This is a genomic window from Streptomyces sp. NPDC127108 (genome assembly GCF_042677545.1).
Classification (GTDB): Bacteria; Actinomycetota; Actinomycetes; order Streptomycetales; family Streptomycetaceae; genus Streptomyces.
Window position 1 is genome coordinate 43,626 of record NZ_JBHXTE010000038.1, and the last position, 16,907, is coordinate 60,532.

At 74.3% G+C, this 16,907-nt stretch carries 16 protein-coding genes; 12 read left to right on the forward strand and 4 right to left on the reverse strand.

Annotated features, from left to right (window positions below):
• Positions 1-24 precede the first annotated feature (24 nt).
• Positions 25-2,154 carry a molybdopterin oxidoreductase family protein gene (locus tag ACFVHO_RS28585; protein WP_385720558.1) on the forward strand — a complete coding sequence of 710 codons (2,130 nt, stop codon included), beginning with the start codon at positions 25-27 and terminating at the stop codon, positions 2,152-2,154.
• A 165-nt stretch (positions 2,155-2,319) separates the two neighbouring features.
• Here ACFVHO_RS28585 and ACFVHO_RS28590 read toward each other — a convergent pair whose 3' ends face one another.
• Together ACFVHO_RS28590 and cutA are read right to left on the reverse strand one after the other, a co-directional pair.
• A complete protein-coding gene (locus ACFVHO_RS28590; protein WP_385720561.1) occupies positions 2,320-2,754 on the reverse strand; it encodes a gamma-glutamylcyclotransferase family protein in 435 nt (144 codons plus the stop codon).
• Positions 2,751-3,071 (reverse strand): divalent-cation tolerance protein CutA, encoded by a 321-nt coding sequence (gene cutA, locus ACFVHO_RS28595; RefSeq protein WP_385720686.1) that lies wholly within the window; start codon positions 3,069-3,071, stop codon positions 2,751-2,753. The genes ACFVHO_RS28590 and cutA overlap by 4 nt, the downstream gene beginning before the upstream one ends.
• 297 nt (positions 3,072-3,368) lie before the next feature.
• Here cutA and ACFVHO_RS28600 point away from each other — a divergent pair, with 297 nt between their 5' ends.
• Positions 3,369-4,076, forward strand: a complete 708-nt coding sequence (locus tag ACFVHO_RS28600) for a hypothetical protein (protein WP_385720564.1) — start codon at positions 3,369-3,371, stop codon at positions 4,074-4,076.
• On the forward strand, positions 4,073-5,410 hold the full coding sequence (locus ACFVHO_RS28605) for an ATP-binding protein (RefSeq protein ID WP_385720567.1): 1,338 nt from the start codon (positions 4,073-4,075) through the stop codon (positions 5,408-5,410). The genes ACFVHO_RS28600 and ACFVHO_RS28605 overlap by 4 nt, the downstream gene beginning before the upstream one ends.
• Positions 5,411-5,457: 47 nt before the next feature.
• On the opposite strand, the gene ACFVHO_RS28610 is transcribed toward ACFVHO_RS28605, so the two are convergent.
• A complete protein-coding gene (locus tag ACFVHO_RS28610) occupies positions 5,458-6,123 on the reverse strand; it encodes an NADPH-dependent FMN reductase (protein ID WP_385720570.1) in 666 nt (221 codons plus the stop codon).
• A 63-nt stretch (positions 6,124-6,186) separates the two neighbouring features.
• Between ACFVHO_RS28610 and soxR the strand changes: the two genes are divergently transcribed.
• From soxR to ACFVHO_RS28630, 4 genes are all read left to right on the forward strand, one after another.
• A complete protein-coding gene (gene soxR / locus ACFVHO_RS28615; protein WP_385720573.1) occupies positions 6,187-6,645 on the forward strand; it encodes a redox-sensitive transcriptional activator SoxR in 459 nt (152 codons plus the stop codon).
• Positions 6,646-6,731: 86 nt separating this feature from the next.
• Complete coding sequence (locus tag ACFVHO_RS28620; protein WP_385720576.1) at positions 6,732-7,568, forward strand: aminotransferase class IV; 837 nt, start codon at positions 6,732-6,734, stop codon at positions 7,566-7,568.
• Between the two features lie 229 nt (positions 7,569-7,797).
• The gene (locus tag ACFVHO_RS28625; RefSeq protein ID WP_385720579.1) at positions 7,798-8,349 is read left to right on the forward strand and encodes a hypothetical protein; all 552 of its coding nucleotides are present in this window, start codon (positions 7,798-7,800) and stop codon (positions 8,347-8,349) included.
• A gap of 196 nt (positions 8,350-8,545) precedes the next feature.
• Complete coding sequence (locus ACFVHO_RS28630) at positions 8,546-9,187, forward strand: class F sortase (RefSeq protein WP_385720582.1); 642 nt, start codon at positions 8,546-8,548, stop codon at positions 9,185-9,187.
• Between the two features lie 33 nt (positions 9,188-9,220).
• Here ACFVHO_RS28630 and ACFVHO_RS28635 read toward each other — a convergent pair whose 3' ends face one another.
• On the reverse strand, positions 9,221-10,003 hold the full coding sequence (locus tag ACFVHO_RS28635) for a sulfite exporter TauE/SafE family protein (RefSeq protein WP_385720585.1): 783 nt from the start codon (positions 10,001-10,003) through the stop codon (positions 9,221-9,223).
• A gap of 767 nt (positions 10,004-10,770) precedes the next feature.
• Here ACFVHO_RS28635 and ACFVHO_RS28640 point away from each other — a divergent pair.
• The 5 genes from ACFVHO_RS28640 to ACFVHO_RS28660 all read left to right on the forward strand — a co-directional run bounded on the left by ACFVHO_RS28640 (position 10,771) and on the right by ACFVHO_RS28660 (position 16,826).
• Positions 10,771-12,000: an NAD(P)/FAD-dependent oxidoreductase gene (locus ACFVHO_RS28640; protein ID WP_385720588.1), complete on the forward strand. Its 1,230-nt coding sequence runs from the start codon at positions 10,771-10,773 to the stop codon at positions 11,998-12,000.
• Between the two features lie 114 nt (positions 12,001-12,114).
• Entirely contained in the window at positions 12,115-14,619 is a 2,505-nt protein-coding gene (nirB, locus tag ACFVHO_RS28645; RefSeq protein ID WP_385720688.1) for a nitrite reductase large subunit NirB, read from the forward strand.
• Between the two features lie 5 nt (positions 14,620-14,624).
• Positions 14,625-14,996, forward strand: a complete 372-nt coding sequence (nirD, locus tag ACFVHO_RS28650; protein ID WP_385720691.1) for a nitrite reductase small subunit NirD — start codon at positions 14,625-14,627, stop codon at positions 14,994-14,996.
• A 60-nt stretch (positions 14,997-15,056) separates the two neighbouring features.
• A complete protein-coding gene (locus ACFVHO_RS28655) occupies positions 15,057-15,836 on the forward strand; it encodes an SDR family NAD(P)-dependent oxidoreductase (RefSeq protein WP_385720590.1) in 780 nt (259 codons plus the stop codon).
• 36 nt (positions 15,837-15,872) lie between these two features.
• The gene (locus ACFVHO_RS28660) at positions 15,873-16,826 is read left to right on the forward strand and encodes an oxidoreductase (protein WP_385720593.1); all 954 of its coding nucleotides are present in this window, start codon (positions 15,873-15,875) and stop codon (positions 16,824-16,826) included.
• Positions 16,827-16,907 lie beyond the last annotated feature (81 nt).

The window sequence follows — 16,907 nt, forward strand, 5'->3', positions numbered from 1 at the left end:
ACACGCACGTCCGAGGGTGGGGGCATGCACCCCACGCCCGACGCCACCACCCCGACCCCCACCCCCACCCCCACCCACTGCCCTTACTGCGCCCTCCAGTGCGGCATGGGCCTCGTCCGTGGGGCCGCGGGGGTGGAGGTCGTCGAGCGGCCCGCGTTCCCCGTCAACGGGGGCGCGCTGTGCGGGAAGGGGCGCACGGCGCCCGCTCTGCTGTCCTCGCGCGTGCGGCTGACCGAGCCGCTCGTGCGGTCGCGCGTCAGCGGGGAGCTGGAGCCCGCCGGGTGGGACGAGGCGCTGGACCGTGTCGCCGAGGGGCTTGCCCGGGTCCGGGGGGAGTACGGGGCGGACGCCTGTGGCGTGTTCGGCGGGGGCGGGCTCACCAATGAGAAGGCCTACGCGTTGGGGAAGTTCGCGAGGGTCGTGCTGGGGACCTCGCAGATCGACTACAACGGGCGGTTCTGCATGTCCTCGGCCGCCGCCGCGGGGAGCAGGGCCTTCGGGCTCGACCGCGGGCTGCCGTTTCCCCTCGCCGACGTCGCCCGCACCGGGTGCGTGCTCCTCGTCGGCTCCAACCTCGCCGAGACCATGCCGCCCGCGCTGCGGTATCTGACCGAACTCAAGGACAACGGCGGTACGTTGATCGTCGTCGATCCCCGGCGCACCCGTACCGCCGAGCACGCCGATCTCCACCTCTCCCCCCGCCCCGGCACCGACCTCGCCCTCGCCCTCGGTCTTCTGCACCTCGTGGTGGCCGAGGGGCGCGTCGACGAGGCGTACATCCGGGAGCGTACGACCGGATGGGAGGAGGCGCGGGCCGCCGCCATGGCGCACTGGCCCGAGTACGTGGAGCGGGTCACGGGAGTTCCCGTTCCTCAACTGCGGGAAGTCGTACGGATCTTCTGCGACGCCGAGAACGCCATGGTGCTCACCGCCCGCGGGCCCGAGCAGCAGGCCAAGGGCACCGACACCGTGGGGGCGTGGATCAATCTGTGCCTGGCCACCGGGCGGCCCGGGCGGCCGCTGTCCGGGTACGGGTGTCTGACCGGGCAGGGCAACGGGCAGGGCGGGCGCGAACACGGGCAGAAGGCCGATCAGTTGCCCGGGTACCGGAAGCTCACCGATCCCGCGGCGCGGGCCCACGTCGCCGGGGTGTGGGGGGTCGATCCCGATTCCCTGCCCGGGCCCGGGCGGTCCGCCTACGAGCTCCTCGACGCGCTCGGCGGCGAGGTGAAGTCGCTGCTCCTCATGGGGTCCAATCCGGTGGTGTCCGCTCCTCGCGCCGCCCATGTGGAGGAGCGCATACGGTCGTTGGACTTCCTGGCCGTCGCCGATGTGGTGCTCTCCGAGACCGCCCGGCTCGCGGACGTCGTGCTGCCCGTCACCCAGTGGGCCGAGGAGACCGGGACCGTCACCAACCTGGAAGGGCGGGTGCTGCTGCGGCAGCGCGCCGTCGATCCGCCGGACGGCGTGCGCAGCGACCTCGAGGTGCTGCACGGGCTCGCCTCGCGGCTCGGGCACGGGGAGAGGTTCCCGGTCGTGGCGGAGGAGGTGTTCGAGGAGTTGCGGCGGGCCAGTGCGGGTGGGATCGCGGACTACTCGGGGATCTCGTACGGGCGGTTGCGGGACGGGGAGAAGGGTGAGGACGGGGGTGGCGAAGGGGTGTTCTGGCCCTGTCCACAGGAAGAGGAGGGCGTTCACGCGGGTACGCCTCGGCTCTTCCTCGAGCGGTTCGCCACCGAGGACGGGCGCGCCCGGTTCGTGGCCGTCGCCCATCGGGACTCCGCCGAGGAGACCGACGCCGAGTATCCCGTCGTGCTCACCACCGGGCGGGTGCTCTCGCAGTACCAGTCCGGGGCGCAGACCCGGCGCGTGGAGGAGCTGAACGCCGCCGCGCCCGGGGCGTTCGTCGAGGTGCATCCTCGGCTTGCCGCGCGGTTGCGGGTCGGGGACGGGGACGATGTCGCCGTCGTGTCGCGGCGGGGGCGGGTGGTGGTGCCCGCGCGGGTCACCGCCGGGATTCGGGCCGACACCGTGTTCATGCCGTTCCACTGGCCGGGGGAAGGGCGGGCCAATACGCTCACCCATCCCGCGTTGGATCCCGTGTCGGGGATGCCGGAGTTCAAGGTGTGTGCGGTGCGGGTGGAACGGGTTTGAGGGTTTCCCCGATCCCGCCCCTTCCCGAGACCGGGGCTTCGCCCCTGGACCCCGGGGGTGGGTGTTCCCTTCGGGCGGGACGGGGGCGCCGCCGAATCGGCGCTTCGCGCCTCGTCCTCAAACGCCGGACGGGCTGATACCACCCCCTCGGCCTGAAGCTCCGGGTCAGCCCCTGCCCGGCGGCCATCTGCCGTCCGGCAGGAGTGCCCCCTTCGCCCGTAGCCCCGCCGCCAGCCTCTCCCCCGCCACGTACACCCACGCCCTCCGCCACGCCCCGTCCGCGCAGCGCACCTCGCGGGCCACGCGTTCGTACAGGTTGTGCGGGTCGCCCGGTGCGTAGTCCTCCAGGTGGTCCAGGGCCGCGCGGACCGCTTCGTACGCCGTGGGGAGCGGGGTGATCAGGTCGCCGTGGACGGGGCCCGCGTCGGGGGTCTCCACGGCGTAGGGGTAGCCGGGGCCGTCGTACAGGGCCGTGTCGGGCAGGTGGGCGGGGGTGTGGGACGTGATGCGGCCGGCCAGGTGGGCGGCGTGGTTGCGTTCGCCGGGGCGGAGGGTGCCGTAGACGAAGAACGGCAGGTGGTCGGGGTCGGGGTGGGTCACGCCGGGGTTCCCGGGGTCGTCTCCTCCGCCACCCAGGCCAGGTACGCCGCGCTGCCCCGGGCCACGGGGGTGGCGATGATCTCCGGGGTGTCGTAGTCGTGGGCGGCCAGGAGCCAGGACTCCAGGGCGGGGTAGCGGGACTCGGTCGTCTTCAGGAACACCTGCCACTCCCGTGCCGTCTCGATCGCCCCCTCCCAGCGGTACACCGACGTCACCGGGCCGCCGATCTGCGCGCAGGCCGCGACCCGCGCCTCCACGGCACCCCGCGCCAGCGCGTCCGCCTTGTCCGGGGTGTCGGTCGTCGTGAGGACGGTCAGGACGGCGGGAGCGGTGGGGGCAGTGGAGGCGGTGGAGGCGGCAGGGGTGGTGGGGGTGGTCTGGTCGGTCACTGGGGGTGCTCCCTCTCCTCGGGGCTCAAATACGGGGAGGCTACCGGCCAGGCCTAAGGTCCCGATATCGGACGTGTCGCAACTTTGGTAGCCGTTGTTACACAACCTCCCGGTTCCCGTGATGCGTCCTTCCTACCGTCGACAGCGGTGGCCGGTCACCGCCGAATCCCCGGCATCCCCCGGACCGGCCGCCACCCCGCCTCCCCCCACTCCCCCGGCCCACACATGACTCCGCGCTTCCGCATCCCGCCGGGCGTGCCCCTGGCCGCCCTGGCCGTCGCCGTGCTGTCCGCGTGCGGCGCCACCGGCGGCCTCGGCGACACCGAGCCCGCGCCGCCGGTGTCGGTGCAGCCGCGCCCCGAGCCGCTGTGGTCCGCCTGGTCGGGTTCGTCGCCGTCGGCGCCCGGCGAGGACCCGACGTCGCAGCAGCCGCCGCCCGAACCGCTGGCCGGGCTGGACCCGCTCGGTCCTGGCGGGCTCGCCGAGGCCGACGTGCGGGAGGTGCTGCGCGCCGACACCCGGCTGCGTACGCTCGCCGACCGGCCGCTGGTGAAGAAGCCGGGGAAGCCGGGCATCCGGCCGCCGGTGCTCACCGACCTGACCGGGGACGGCAAGCCCGAGATGCTGGTCGCGATCGACGTGGAGAGCGGGCGGAGCGTGCTCGTCGTCTACTACGAGAAGCGCGGCAAGGTCTATCCGATCCTGTTCACCGCCGGGCGGCGCCTCGCCGTCGAGACGCTCGGCACCGATCTGCTGGTGCGCAGCCCCTGCGCGGAGGGCGGCGAGCAGGCCGTGCGCTTCCACTGGGACGGCACCCGGATGTCCACGGTCAGTGACGTCAAGAGTTACGGCAACGGTGGCAAGGGCGGCGAGGGCGGCAGCTCGCCCACCTCCGAACCCGGACACCCGGGCTCCCCCGGAGCCCGCCCATGAGGCTCCGCTCCCCGTACGCGCGCCTCGTGCGCGCACCCCGCCGCGCCCTCGCCGCCCTCGCCGCCCTCGTCGCGCGCTGGCACACGCTCGGCCTGCGCTGGAAGATCGCCGCGCTGCTCGCCGGGGGCTGCGCGGTCGTCGCCGTCGCCATCGGGCTGCTCATCCACAACGCGCGCCTCGACCAGGTGTGCGAGGGCGCGCGGTCGGCGGCCACGGCGCAGCTCGTGCGCGTGCGTCAGGTGTACGAGCTGACCGGGCAGGTGCCCCAGGACGACACGGACGCGGCGATCGACGCGCGGGGGCTTCCGGAGTCGCTGCGGGCCGCCGCGCTCGACGGTCAGCGCAGCACGTATCTGGACATGGACGCGGACGAGCCGTCGGTGTGGGCGGCGCGGCCGGTGGGCGACCGCGTCCTGTCCGTACGGCTTCCGCTGCGCGAACAGGCCGACGAGATGGCCGAGTTCGACCAGCAGCTGATCGTGTCCGGTGCCGTCGTCGTGGCCCTGGCCGCGCTCGGCGGCGCCGGGCTCGCCAGCAGGCTCAGCCGCGACCTGCGCACGGCGGCGGCGACCGCGCGCCGCATCAGCCAGGGAGAGCTGGACGCCCGCATCGGGCATCCGCTGCCGCCGGGGTTCCGGCACGGCAGGAACGAGGTCGCCGACCTCGCCACCGCCGTCGACACCATGGCCGCGACGCTGCAGCGGCGTCTGGAGGCCGAGCAGCGGTTCACCGCCGACGTCGCCCACGAACTGCGGACGCCGCTGACCGGGCTGCACACCGCGGCCGAACTCCTGCCGCCGAGCCGCCCCACCGAGCTGGTGCGCGACCGTGTCGGGGCGCTGCGGTCCCTCACCGAGGACCTGCTCGAGGTCGCCCGGCTCGACGCGGACGTGGAGCGACCGGACCTGGACGTGCATCCGCTCGGCACGCTCGTCACGGGCATGGTCCAACGGGCGGGCCGCACCGAGCAGTTCGGCGGGTGCCGGGTGCGGCTCGGCTCCGTCGACGAGCGGCTCGTACGGACCGACGCGCGCCGTCTCGAGCGGATCCTGACCAACCTCGTCGGCAACGCCCACCGGCACGGCCGCGGCCCCGTCGACCTGTGCGTCGCGGGAGCCGCGGTGACGGTGCGCGACCACGGTCCCGGCTTCCCGCCGCACCTGCTGCGCGAGGGCCCGCAGCGGTTCCAGACGGGCGCCCGCGAGCGCGGCCAGGGCACCGGGCTCGGCCTGACCATCGCCCTCGGCCAGGCCGCCGTCATCGGCGCGCGGGTGGACCTCGCCAACGCGGACGACGGGGGCGCGGTGGCGGTGGTGCACCTGCCGGAGGCCTGAGCCGGGCCGAGCCGGGCCGCACCCGGCACCCGGCTCCCACGCACCGCTCAACTCCCGTACGACCGGACCTCCTTGGCCGACCGCAGCGCCCACGCCCACCAGTGCAGCTGGTCCAGCATCCCCTTCGCGGCGGCCTCCGCGACCGCCGGGTCCCGGTGGGCGCCCTCGTCGTCGAAGAGCGCGCCCGCGTTGTGGAAGGAGACGGTGTCGCGGACGGTGACCATGTGCAGCTCGGCGAAGACCTGGCGCAGGTGCTCGACGGCGCGCAGGCCGCCGGAGATGCCGCCGTAGGAGACCAGGGCGACGGGCTTGGCCTGCCATTCGTCGCGGTGCCAGTCGATGACGTTCTTCAGGGACGCGGGGAAGGAGTGGTTGTATTCGGGGGTGAGCACGACGAACGCGTCCGCCTCCGCCAACTTCGGTGTGACCTTGGCGAGTTCGGCGAGGACCTCGGCGGACGGGCGGAAGGTGAGGGAGGTGGGCAGGTCGACCTCGGCCAGGTCGATGAGGTCCACCTCGAATCCCTCGTGGCCGCGCACGCGGGCGAGCAGCCACTCGGCGACGACCGGGCCGAAGCGGCCCTCGCGGTTGCTGCCGACGATCACGGCGACCTTCACCGGCGTACCGGTCGACGACGCGAAGGCGGTGTCGGCGGACGGGGAGGCGGACGGGGAGACGGACTGCGAAGCGGCCTTGGCCGTGGTGGTGTTCATGCGGAGAGCTTCTTAGTTAAACCTTGGTTCAGGTCAAGCGGCGGCCGCGACTAATCTGGCGGCATGACGACGCACCTCGCACCGGACGCCAAGGAAGCCACCGTCGGCGAACTCGCCGAGCGCAGCGGAGTCGCGCCCTCCGCCTTGCGCTTCTACGAGCGCGAAGGGCTCATCTCCAGCCGTCGCACCACCGGCAACCAGCGCCGCTACAGCCGGGACACCCTGCGCCGCGTCGCCTTCATCCGCACCTCGCAGCGGCTCGGCATCCCGCTGGCCACCATCCGCGACGTACTGAAACTGCTCCCGGAGGACCGCACGCCCACCCGCGAGGACTGGGCCCGGATCTCCGAGTGCTGGCGCGCGGACCTGGACGACCGCATCCGCACCCTGCAGCGCCTCCGCGACAACCTGAGCGACTGCATCGGCTGCGGCTGCCTCTCCCTGGACCGCTGCGCCCTGTCGAACCCGTGGGACGAACTGGCCGCGCACGGCCCGGGCCCGCGCCGCCTCCTGGAGGACTGAGCGGGCCGGAGACCGGAGGGCGGGGAGCGGAGAGGGCCGGGCGACCGGGCCGCCGGGCCCGTGAACTCCGAACGTACGGTGGGCCCATGACCACACAAGGACCCATCACCGCCGACGTCACCCGACTTGAGATCGACGGCGCCCCCGCCACCGTCGACACGCTGCGGGCGCGCGCCCTGGACACCTTCGGGCACTTCACCGCGATGCAGGTCAGGGACGGCAGGGTGCGCGGCCTCGGGCTCCACCTGGACCGTCTGGACGCGGGGACGCGGGAACTCTTCGACCAGGGGCTCGACGGGGAACGGGTCCGCGAGCTGATCCGGCACGTGCTCGCCGGGGACGGCGGCGCCGACGGCGCGACCGGCGTCATCGGCGACGCCTCCGTCCGCGTGTACGTGCACGCCCCCGACGGCACCCCGTCCCTGATGGTCACCGTGCGGCCGCCCACCGAGCTGGCCGCCGTGATGGCCGACCGGGCGCAGGCCCTGAAGTCCGTGCCCTACGTACGGCCGGTCGCGCACATCAAGCACCTCGGCGGCTTCGGGCAGGCCTACCACGGCCGGGAGGCGCGCCGCGCGGGCTACGACGAGGCGCTGCTCACCGGCCCCGACGGCCTGATCAGCGAGGGCGCCGTCACCAATGCGGCCTTCTACGACGGGCGCGAGCTGGTGTGGCCCGACGCCCCGCACCTGGCCGGGATCACCATGCAGGTCCTCCGGGCGCGGCTGGCGGACGCGGGCCTGCCCACGCGCCCGGGTCCGGTACGCCTTTCGGACCTGCCCTCTTACCGTGCGGCCCTCGTCACGAACTCCTGGGGCATCAGCCCGGTGCGCCGCGTCGACGACCTGGACCTGCCCGTGGACGAGAAGCTGATGGCGGCCGTCTCCGAGGTGTACGAGGCCGCGCCCTGGGACGTGATCTGAGCCGGGCTCAGCTGTCGGCCCCGCCCCGGGTCACCCATTCACAGGCGCCGCGGCGCGGCTTCGGATCCTTTCCGCGACACGCGTGGTGACCTGCTGGAACGTTCCCGTCGGGGCGTCAGGGGCCGGGTCCGCGCAGGGTTTCTGACAGGGCTTCAGCAGGCGTACGCGGCCGAGTGCCACTTACCTCGGAGGTGCGTCCCGCACGAAGGCCTCGACAGGAGCAAGCCCCATGCGCACAGCCCGCCAGCTGACGACCGCCGCCGCACTCGCCGTCACCTCGGCGGGCCTGTGCGCCGCCCCCGCGGCCGCGGCGCCCGCGGGCGGCCTCCAGGTGTCACCGGCCACCGTCACGCCCGGCACCACCGTCACGGTGAACACCACGGCGTGCGGCGCGGACGGCACCGCGACGGGCGACGCCAGCGCGGTCGGCGCGGGCACCTTCGCGCTGGCTTCGGGGGAACGGGCCGAGGTGGCGTCCGGGCGGTTCAAGGTGCCGCCGTCGGCGCAGCCCGGCACGTACGAGATCGTGGCGCGCTGCGCCGGCTCCGGCGGCCGCGAGGTGGCGGGCGACCTGTCGGTGACGCTCACGTCCACGGCGTCCGCCCGCGCGGAGCAGCCGGTGCCGGTGCCGGTGCATCCGAAGGGGCACGTGAAGACGGGGGTCGGTGGCGCGCTCGGCCCCGACCCCGTGAAGACCGCGGCGGGCGTGGCGGTACTCGCCCTCGCCGCCGCGGGCGGTACCTGGCTCCTGCATCGCCGGGCGAGAGGCGACAGGATCTGACGGACCCCCTCCGCGGTCCGCGGGTACCGCCGCTCCCCCTCCCCCTGCCGGCCGCACGTCCCTCGCGACCGGCGGGGGAGGCGGGAACGCGATCTGCACCGGGCTGCACCGATACGTTTCCCAACCCTTTCCAACCCTTTCCAACCCTTTCCAACCCTTCCCCACCCTTCCCCACCCTTCCCCGAGGGGGCGAGCCATGCGGCGGACACAGCGGCGAGGCAGGTTCGGCACCTGGGTCATGGCGGTGGCCACCGCGCTCGCCCTGTGCGGCGGCGCCTGGCTCGTGCGCGAGGGCACCGCGGGGCACCCGCCCCCGCAGCCGTCCGCCGCGCAGGCCGCGGCGCCGGGCACCACCCGGGCGGGACCGGTGCTCGCCCCGCTCCCCCCGTCACCGCCCGACCGGATCCGGATCCCGGCGATCGACGTGGACGCCCCCCTCATGGGCCTCGGCCTGACCCGCCAGGGCAGCCTCGACGTACCGCCGCCGCGGCACAAGAACCTCGCGGGCTGGTACGAGGCGGGCACCACGCCGGGCGAGCGCGGCACGACGGTCGTGGCCGGGCACGTCGACAACGCGGAGGGCCCTGCCGTCTTCTACGGCCTGGGCGGCCTCGCGAAGGGCCGGGTCATCGAGGTGGAGCGGCGCGACGGCGGGGTGGCGCTGTTCACGGTGTACGCCGTGGAGGTGTACGACGCGAAGGGCTTCCCCGACGAGAAGGTGTACGGGGCGGCGGCGCGGCCGGAGCTGCGGGTGATCACGTGTGGCGGGGCGTACTCGAAGAAGACGGGGTACCAGGGCAATGTGGTGGTCTTCGCGCACTTGACGGGCACACGCTGAGTTCCCTGGCGCGTGGCGACCGCCTCCGGCGGTCTACGCCACCCACTGCTCGTACGCCATCTTCGCCACGAGCCCGACCACGGTCGTGAGCAGCACGATCCGCACGAACCCGCTGCCCTTCTTCAGGGCGGTGCGGGCGCCGAGGGTGCCGCCGGCGAGGTTGAAGACGGCGAGGACGGCGGCGAGCTGCCAGAGCACGGCGCCCTGCCAGGCGAACATGGCGAGGGCGCCCGCGTTGGTGCAGCAGTTGACGATCTTCGCGTTGGCGGAGGCGGTGACCAGGTCGAACCGGAGCACGGCGGTCAGCGCGAGCACGAGGAAGGTGCCGGTGCCGGGGCCGATGAGGCCGTCGTAGAAGCCGATGCCGACGCCCGCGAGGCCGATGGCGGCGAGGATGCGGCGCGGCGGGAGCGGGCCCGTCGCGGGGGCCGTGCCGAAGTCCGGGCGGAAGATGACGAAGGCGCCGACGCCGACGAGGACGGCCATGATCACGGGCTTGAGCACCTCGGTGCTCATCCCGGCCGCGAAGAAGGCTCCGCCCATGGACCCGGCGAGCGCCGCAAGGCCGATCTTCACGGCGGTGCCGACGTCGATGGGTGCCTTGCGCACGTACGTCACGGCGGCGCCCGTCGTTCCCACGATCGCCACCGCCTTGTTCGTGCCGAGCGCGGTTGCCGCCGGGGTCGACCCCGGCAGCCCGAGCAGCAGCGCGGGCAGCAGCAGGAGCCCTCCACCGCCCACCACGGCGTCGATCCAACCGGCCGCGAACGCGGCGACGCACAGGACGACGACAGCGGTCGTTGGTATGTCGGGCATGATCGCGACCCTATGGACGGGGTAGGTGGTGCGTCCACGAAAATCTGGGCGACTTGAGGGACTTCAGAGGTTGTCGCCTCGGGCGGCGTGACCGTCGCTGCAACCGTCCTCCGCCGCTACGCGGCGAAGCCCGTCCCACCCGCCCACCCGCACCCTGGTCCCAGCGTGACCGCAACGACAGCCCGGTCCGACACCACCGGAACGCCCGACTTGGACCACACCGGGCCTGCGCCGAAACCCGCGCCGGGTGGATCCGACGCTCCCGCTCTGGGCCCACCCCACGTCCCACGGCGAACGGGTGGGCGGGCGGGGCACCACCCACCGACCCGAGAACAGAAGACCACCCAAGCTCAGGGGCCCGACCCCGCGTCCCACAGCAAACGGGTGGGCGGGTGGGAGAAACCCGCCGCGATAGCGGCGGACACCACCCACCGACCCGAGGACAAAAGACCACCCAGGCCCGGGGGCCCACCCCGCGTCCCACAGCAAACGGGTGGGCGGGCGGGAGAAACCCGCCGCGACAGCGGCGGACACCACCCACCGACCCGAGGACAAAAGACCACCCAGGCCCGGGGGCCCACCCCGCGTCCCACAGCAAACGGGTGGGCGGGTGGGACGGACCCGCCGCGGTAGCGGTGGGCACCCCCCCACGGGCCCGAGGCCGGACTCGTCCTCACAGGCGGCCGGCCGCCCTGCTGAGGCCACCGTTCCCCCGCCGAAACACCACGGCCCCCGCCGGGAAACCCCGGCCCAGCAGGCTGCGGGACATGACCACCAGAGACCCGCGGCAGCGCACCGTCGTCCTGGGTGCCGGACTCGCCGGCGCCCGGCTCGCCGCCAGGCTCGGCGGGGGTGCCCTGCTGATCGGCGAGGAGCCGTACGCGCCGTACAACCGGGTGCTGCTCACCGAGGTGCTCGCGGGCCGGTACGGGCCGGAGGTGATCGCGCTGCCGGAGCCCGCGCCGGAGCGGTACCTGCGGGCGCGGGCCGTGCGGATCGACCGGGCGGACCGGGTGGTGCTGTGCGAGGACGGGTCCCGGGTGCCGTACGAGCGCCTGGTGCTCGCCACCGGCGCGAACCCGGTGCTGCCCCCGCTGCGCGGACTCTTCGCGCCGGGGGCCACCGAGCTGCCCGGCGGGGTACACGCGTTCCGGACGATGGCGGACTGCCTGGCCCTGTCGGACGCGGCCCGGCCGGACGCGCGGGCGGTCGTCGTCGGCGGCGGCCTGCTCGGCGTGTGCGCGGCACGGGCCCTCGCGGACCGGGGGGTGCGGGTGGTGCTCGCCCAGCAGGGCGACCGCCTGATGGAGCGGCAGCTCGACCCGGACGCCTCGGAGCTGGTGCGCCGCCACCTCACGGCGCTCGGCGTGGAGGTGCACACCGAGTGCCGGGTGCGCGGCGTACGGCAGACGGACGGCGCCGTACGGTCGGTGGAACTGGCCGACGGCTACGTCCTCGGCACCGACCTGACGGTCCTCGCCTGCGGCGTCCGCCCCCGCACCGGCCTGGCCCGCGCGGCGGGCCTGGACGTGGGGCACGGCATCGTCGTGGACGAAGGCCTTCGCACCAGCGACCCGCACGTGTACGCCATCGGCGACTGCGCCGAGTACGCGGGCGCGGCCCCGTGCCTCGCGGCACCCGCCCTCGACCAGGCCGACGCCCTCGCCGCCGCCCTGACCGCCCCGGAGTCGGCCCGCCCGTACGCGGGCACCCGCTCCCTGACCCGGCTGACCCTGCCGCACCACGAACACCCCCTGGACATCGCCGCGTTCGGCGACCCGGAGACCCGTCCGGACGACGACGTAGTACGGCTGACGGACGCCACCCGGGGCACGTACCGCAAGGTCGTCGTGCGCGGCGACCGCCTCGTCGGCGGTGTGCTCCTCGGCGAGCTGACGGCCGTGGGCGCGCTCGCCCGGGCCTGGGCGGCCGACGAGGCCCTGCCCGACGACGGCAGCCCGCTGCTGCACCTGCTCACTCACGACGGAGGCCACTGACCCATGGACGCGACCTCGACCCCGCATCCGGCACCGCATGCGACCTCGCACCCGGCACCGCACCCGGCACCGCATCCGGCCACGCGGAAGAACCTTGTCCTGGTCGGGCACGGCATGGTCGGCCAGCGCTTCCTCGAAGCCCTCGCCGAGCACGGCCTGACCGAGACGCACCATGTCGTCGTCCTGTGCGAGGAGCCGCGCCCGGCCTACGACCGCGTCCAGCTCACCTCGTACTTCTCGGGCACCACCCCGGACGAACTCTCCGTCACCGAGGGCGGGTTCATGGAGCGGCACGGCATCGAGCTGCTTCTCGGCGACCCGGCCGAGCACATCGACCGGGAGGCGCGGACGGTCACCGCGCGCTCGGGGCGCGTCCTCGGCTACGACACCCTCGTCCTGGCCACGGGCTCGGTGCCGTTCGTGCCGCCGGTGCCGGGCAAGGACGCGGACGGCTGCTTCGTCTACCGCACCATCGAGGACGTCCTCGCCATCGAGGCGTACGCGAAGGCGAACGCCACGACGGGCGCGGTGGTCGGCGGCGGGCTGCTCGGCCTGGAGGCGGCGGGCGCCCTGCAGGGGCTCGGGCTGGCCACGCACATCGTGGAGTTCGCCCCGCGCCTGATGCCCGCACAGGTCGACGACGGCGGCGGCGCGGCCCTGCTGCGCACGCTGACCGGCCGGGGGCTCGCCGTGCACACGGGTACGGGCACCCAGGAGATCGTGACCGACGAGGCGGGCGCGGTGCGCGCGATGCGCCTGTCGGACGGCTCCGAACTGGACGTCGGCCTGGTGGTGTTCTCGGCGGGGGTGCGCCCCCGCGACCAGCTGGCCCGCGACTGCGGCCTCGCGGTCGGCGAGCGCGGCGGTGTCACCGTCGACGAGCGGTGCCGTACGAGCGACCCGCACGTGTACGCCATCGGCGAGTGCGCGCAGGCCGTGGACGGCCGGGTGTACGGCCTGGTCGCGCCGGGCTACGAGATGGCGCAGACGGCCGCCGCCGCCCTCGCGTCCGAGGACGCGGACGCCGCCTTCACCGGCGCCGACATGTCCACGAAGCTGAAGCTGCTCGGCGTGGACGTGGCGTCGTTCGGCGACGCGCACGGCACGGCGGAGGGCTGTCTCGACGTCGCGTACGCCGACTCGCGGGCGGGCACGTACAAGAAGCTCGTGGTCGGCGCGGACGGCACGCTCCTCGGCGGCGTCCTGGTCGGCGACACCGAGGCGTACGGGACGCTGCGGGCGCTGACCGGGTCGGTGCCGCCGGTGCCCGCCGAGCAGTTGGTGCTGCCCGCGGGCGCGGGCGCCGCCCCGGCCCTCGGCCCGGAGGCGCTGCCGGACGACGCCGTGGTGTGCAACTGCCACAACGTCACGAAGGCCGCCGTGCGGGCGTGCGCGACGCTGCCCGAGGTCAAGAAGTGCACCAAGGCCGGTACGGGCTGCGGGAGTTGCGTGAAGCTCATCGGCCAGCTCCTTCCGCAGTCGGGCGACGCGGGCCTGTGCGGGTGCTTCGCGCAGACCCGCCAGGAGCTGTACGAGATCGTCCGCACCCTGCGCGTCACCTCCTTCCGGGACCTGCTCGACCGGCACGGCCGCGAGTCGGCACGCGGCGGCGAGGGCTGCGAGACGTGCAAGCCCGCCGTCGCCTCCGTCATCGCCTCGCTGGCACCCGCGATCGGCGCCGACGGCTATGTCCTGGACGGCGAGCAGGCGGCCCTGCAGGACACCAACGACCACTTCCTCGCCAACCTCCAGAAGAACGGCTCCTATTCGGTGGTGCCGCGCATCCCGGGCGGCGAGATCACCCCGGACAAGCTCATCGTGATCGGCGAGGTGGCGCGGGAGTTCGGCCTCTACACGAAGATCACCGGCGGTCAGCGCATCGACCTGTTCGGCGCCCGGGTCGAACAGCTCCCGCCGATCTGGGCGCGGCTGGTCGACGCGGGCTTCGAGTCGGGGCACGCGTACGGCAAGGCGCTGCGCACGGTGAAGTCGTGCGTCGGGCAGACCTGGTGCCGCTACGGCGTGCAGGACTCGGTGCGCATGGCGATCGACCTGGAGCTGCGCTACCGGGGCCTGCGCGCGCCGCACAAGCTGAAGTCGGCGGTGTCGGGGTGCGCCCGCGAGTGCGCGGAGGCCCGCTCCAAGGACTTCGGCGTGATCGCCACGGCGAGCGGCTGGAACCTGTACGTCGGCGGCAACGGCGGCGCGACCCCGCGCCACGCGGACCTGCTCGCGCAGGACCTCGACGACGCCGGGCTCATCCGGCTCATCGACCGGTTCCTGATGTTCTACATCCGCACCGCCGACCGCCTGGAGCGCACCTCGGCGTGGCTGGAGCGGATCGACGGCGGCCTGGACCACGTACGGGACGTGGTGGTGGACGACTCCCTCGGCATCTGCGCCGACCTGGAGGCCCTGATGGCGGACCACGTCACGCACTACCGCGACGAGTGGGCCGAGACCCTGGCCGACCCGGACCGCCTGGCCCGCTTCGTGTCGTTCGTGAACGCGCCCGAGGCACCGGACCCGCTGGTGGCGTTCGTCCCCGAGCGCGACCAGATCAAGCCCGACCTGCCGCTGCTGACCCTGCGGCCCCTGGAAGGAAGCTCCGCGCGATGACGACGATGACCGAGGCGGCCCCCGCCGCGAGCCCCACCACCGCCGACGCCAGCGTCCAACTGCGCCTCGACGGAGGCTGGTTGACGGTGTGCGCCGCGGCCCGGCTCACTCCCGGCCGCGGCGTGGCCGTGCTGCTCCCCGACGGGCGACGCCAGGCGGCGCTGTTCCTGGACCGCGCCGGACGCCTGTACGCGATCGACAACCGCGACCCGTTCTCCGGCGCGGCCGTGCTCTCGCGGGGCCTGGTCGGCTCGGCGGAGGGCCGCCCGTTCGTGGCCTCGCCGCTCCTGAAGCAGCGCTTCGACCTGGAGACGGGGCGGTGCCTCGACGATGACGACATCGGGGTCGGGGTGTACGAGGCCCGGGTCTCCGCCTAGTATTAGATCGTCCGGTCCAATACTCGTGGGCCGGGCGCTCTCATACGCCGAGGAGTCCCCATGCCCGCCCCCGCCGCCCGCACCCGCTTCACCGGCCGCACCGCCCTCGTCACCGGCGGCGGCTCCGGCCTCGGCCGCGCCATCGCCCTGGCCTTCGCCGCCGAGGGCGCGAACGTCGTCGTCACGGGCCGCTCCGAGGGCCCGCTCAAGGAGACGGTGACGCTGATCGAGGAGGCGGGCGGCACGGCCCTCGCGCACACCGCCGACGTGACCCGCCCCGCCGACGTCCAGGCCGCGGTGCGCGCCGCCGTCGACCGCTTCGGCGCCCTCGACGTGGCCGTGAACAACGCGGGCGTCTTCCGCGGCGGCGCCCCGGTGGCCGACCTCCCCGAGGAGGACTGGCACACACTCCTCGACACCAACGTCACCGGCGTCTTCCTCGCACTCCAGGCCGAGGTGCGCCAGATGCGCACACAGGACGGCGGCGGCGCGATCGTGAACATCGCCTCCAACCTGGGCGCCCACAAGCGCCGCCCGGGCATCGCCGGCTACGTCGCCGCGAAGGCCGCCGTCTCCGCGCTCACCCGCGGCGCCGCCCTCGACCACATCCAGGACGGCATCCGCATCAACGCGGTCAGCCCCGGCCCGTCGGCCACCACGATGTCCCTGCGCCCCGGCGAGACCGCCACCGCCCGCACCGACCGCATGCGCGGCGAGTCCCCCCTCGGCCGCGTCTCGGACACCACCGAGATCGCCGCGGCCGTCCTCTACCTGGCGTCGGACGACGCGGCGTCGGTGGTGGGCACGGACCTGGTGGTCGACGGGGGCGCTTCGGCCTGACCGCCCGCACACACATACACGCGTACGCTCAGCCGCATGACGGGCAGTGGGCGTACGAGGAGTTGGGGCGCGCGTGACATTCCCGATCAGGAGGGGCGTGTCGCCGTGGTCACCGGGGCCAACAGTGGGATCGGGTACGTCACGGCCCGGGAACTGGCTCGTCGTGGGGCCCGGGTGGTGCTCGCCTGTCGCAGTGCGGAGCGCGGTGGGGACGCCGCGCGGCGGCTCTCGGTCGATGTGCCGGACGCCGACGTCGAGTTCCGGGGACTCGATCTCGGGGACCTGGGCTCCGTGCGGGAGTTCGCCGAGGGGTTCGAGCGGGACCGCGGTGGGCGGCTCGATCTGCTGGTCAACAACGCGGGCGTGATGGCGTTGCCGTACCGGCGCACCGCGGACGGGTTCGAGACGCAGTTCGGCGTGAACCACCTCGGGCACTTCGCGCTCACCGGGCTGCTCCTGCCGCGGCTCCTCGAGACGCCCGGCGCCCGTGTCGTCACGGTCTCCAGCATGGCGCACGCGCTCGCCGACATCGACATCGGCGACCTCAACAGCGAGCTGCGCTACCGCCGTTGGCCCGCCTACGCCCGCTCCAAGTCGGCCAACCTGCTGTTCGTCCACGAGCTGGCGCGGCGCCTGGCCGAGTCGGGCGCCGACGTGGTCGCGGCGGCGGCGCACCCCGGCTACGCCGCGACGAACCTCCAGGCGACCGGGCCCCGGATGGCGGGCCGCCGGGCCACGGAGGCGTTCATGGCGGTGGTCAACCGCATCGTCGGCCAGTCCGCGGAGACCGGCGCCCTGCCCACGCTGTACGCGGCCACGGCGCCGGGGGTGCGCCCGGACTCCTTCACGGGCCCCCGTTTCCTCGCCTGGCGCGGCGCACCTGCCCGGTCCCCGCGAGCCGGTCGGACCCGCGACGACGTGGCGAGCGAGCGGTTGTGGGCGGCGTCGGAGGTGCTGACGGGGGTGACGTACGCGGCGCTCAAGGGCTGAGCCCCGCAGGGACGCGGGGCTGTATCGATGTGCGGCTCCGCCGCGTGGGCGCGCCCCGTAAGGGGCGCGGGGCTGTATCGA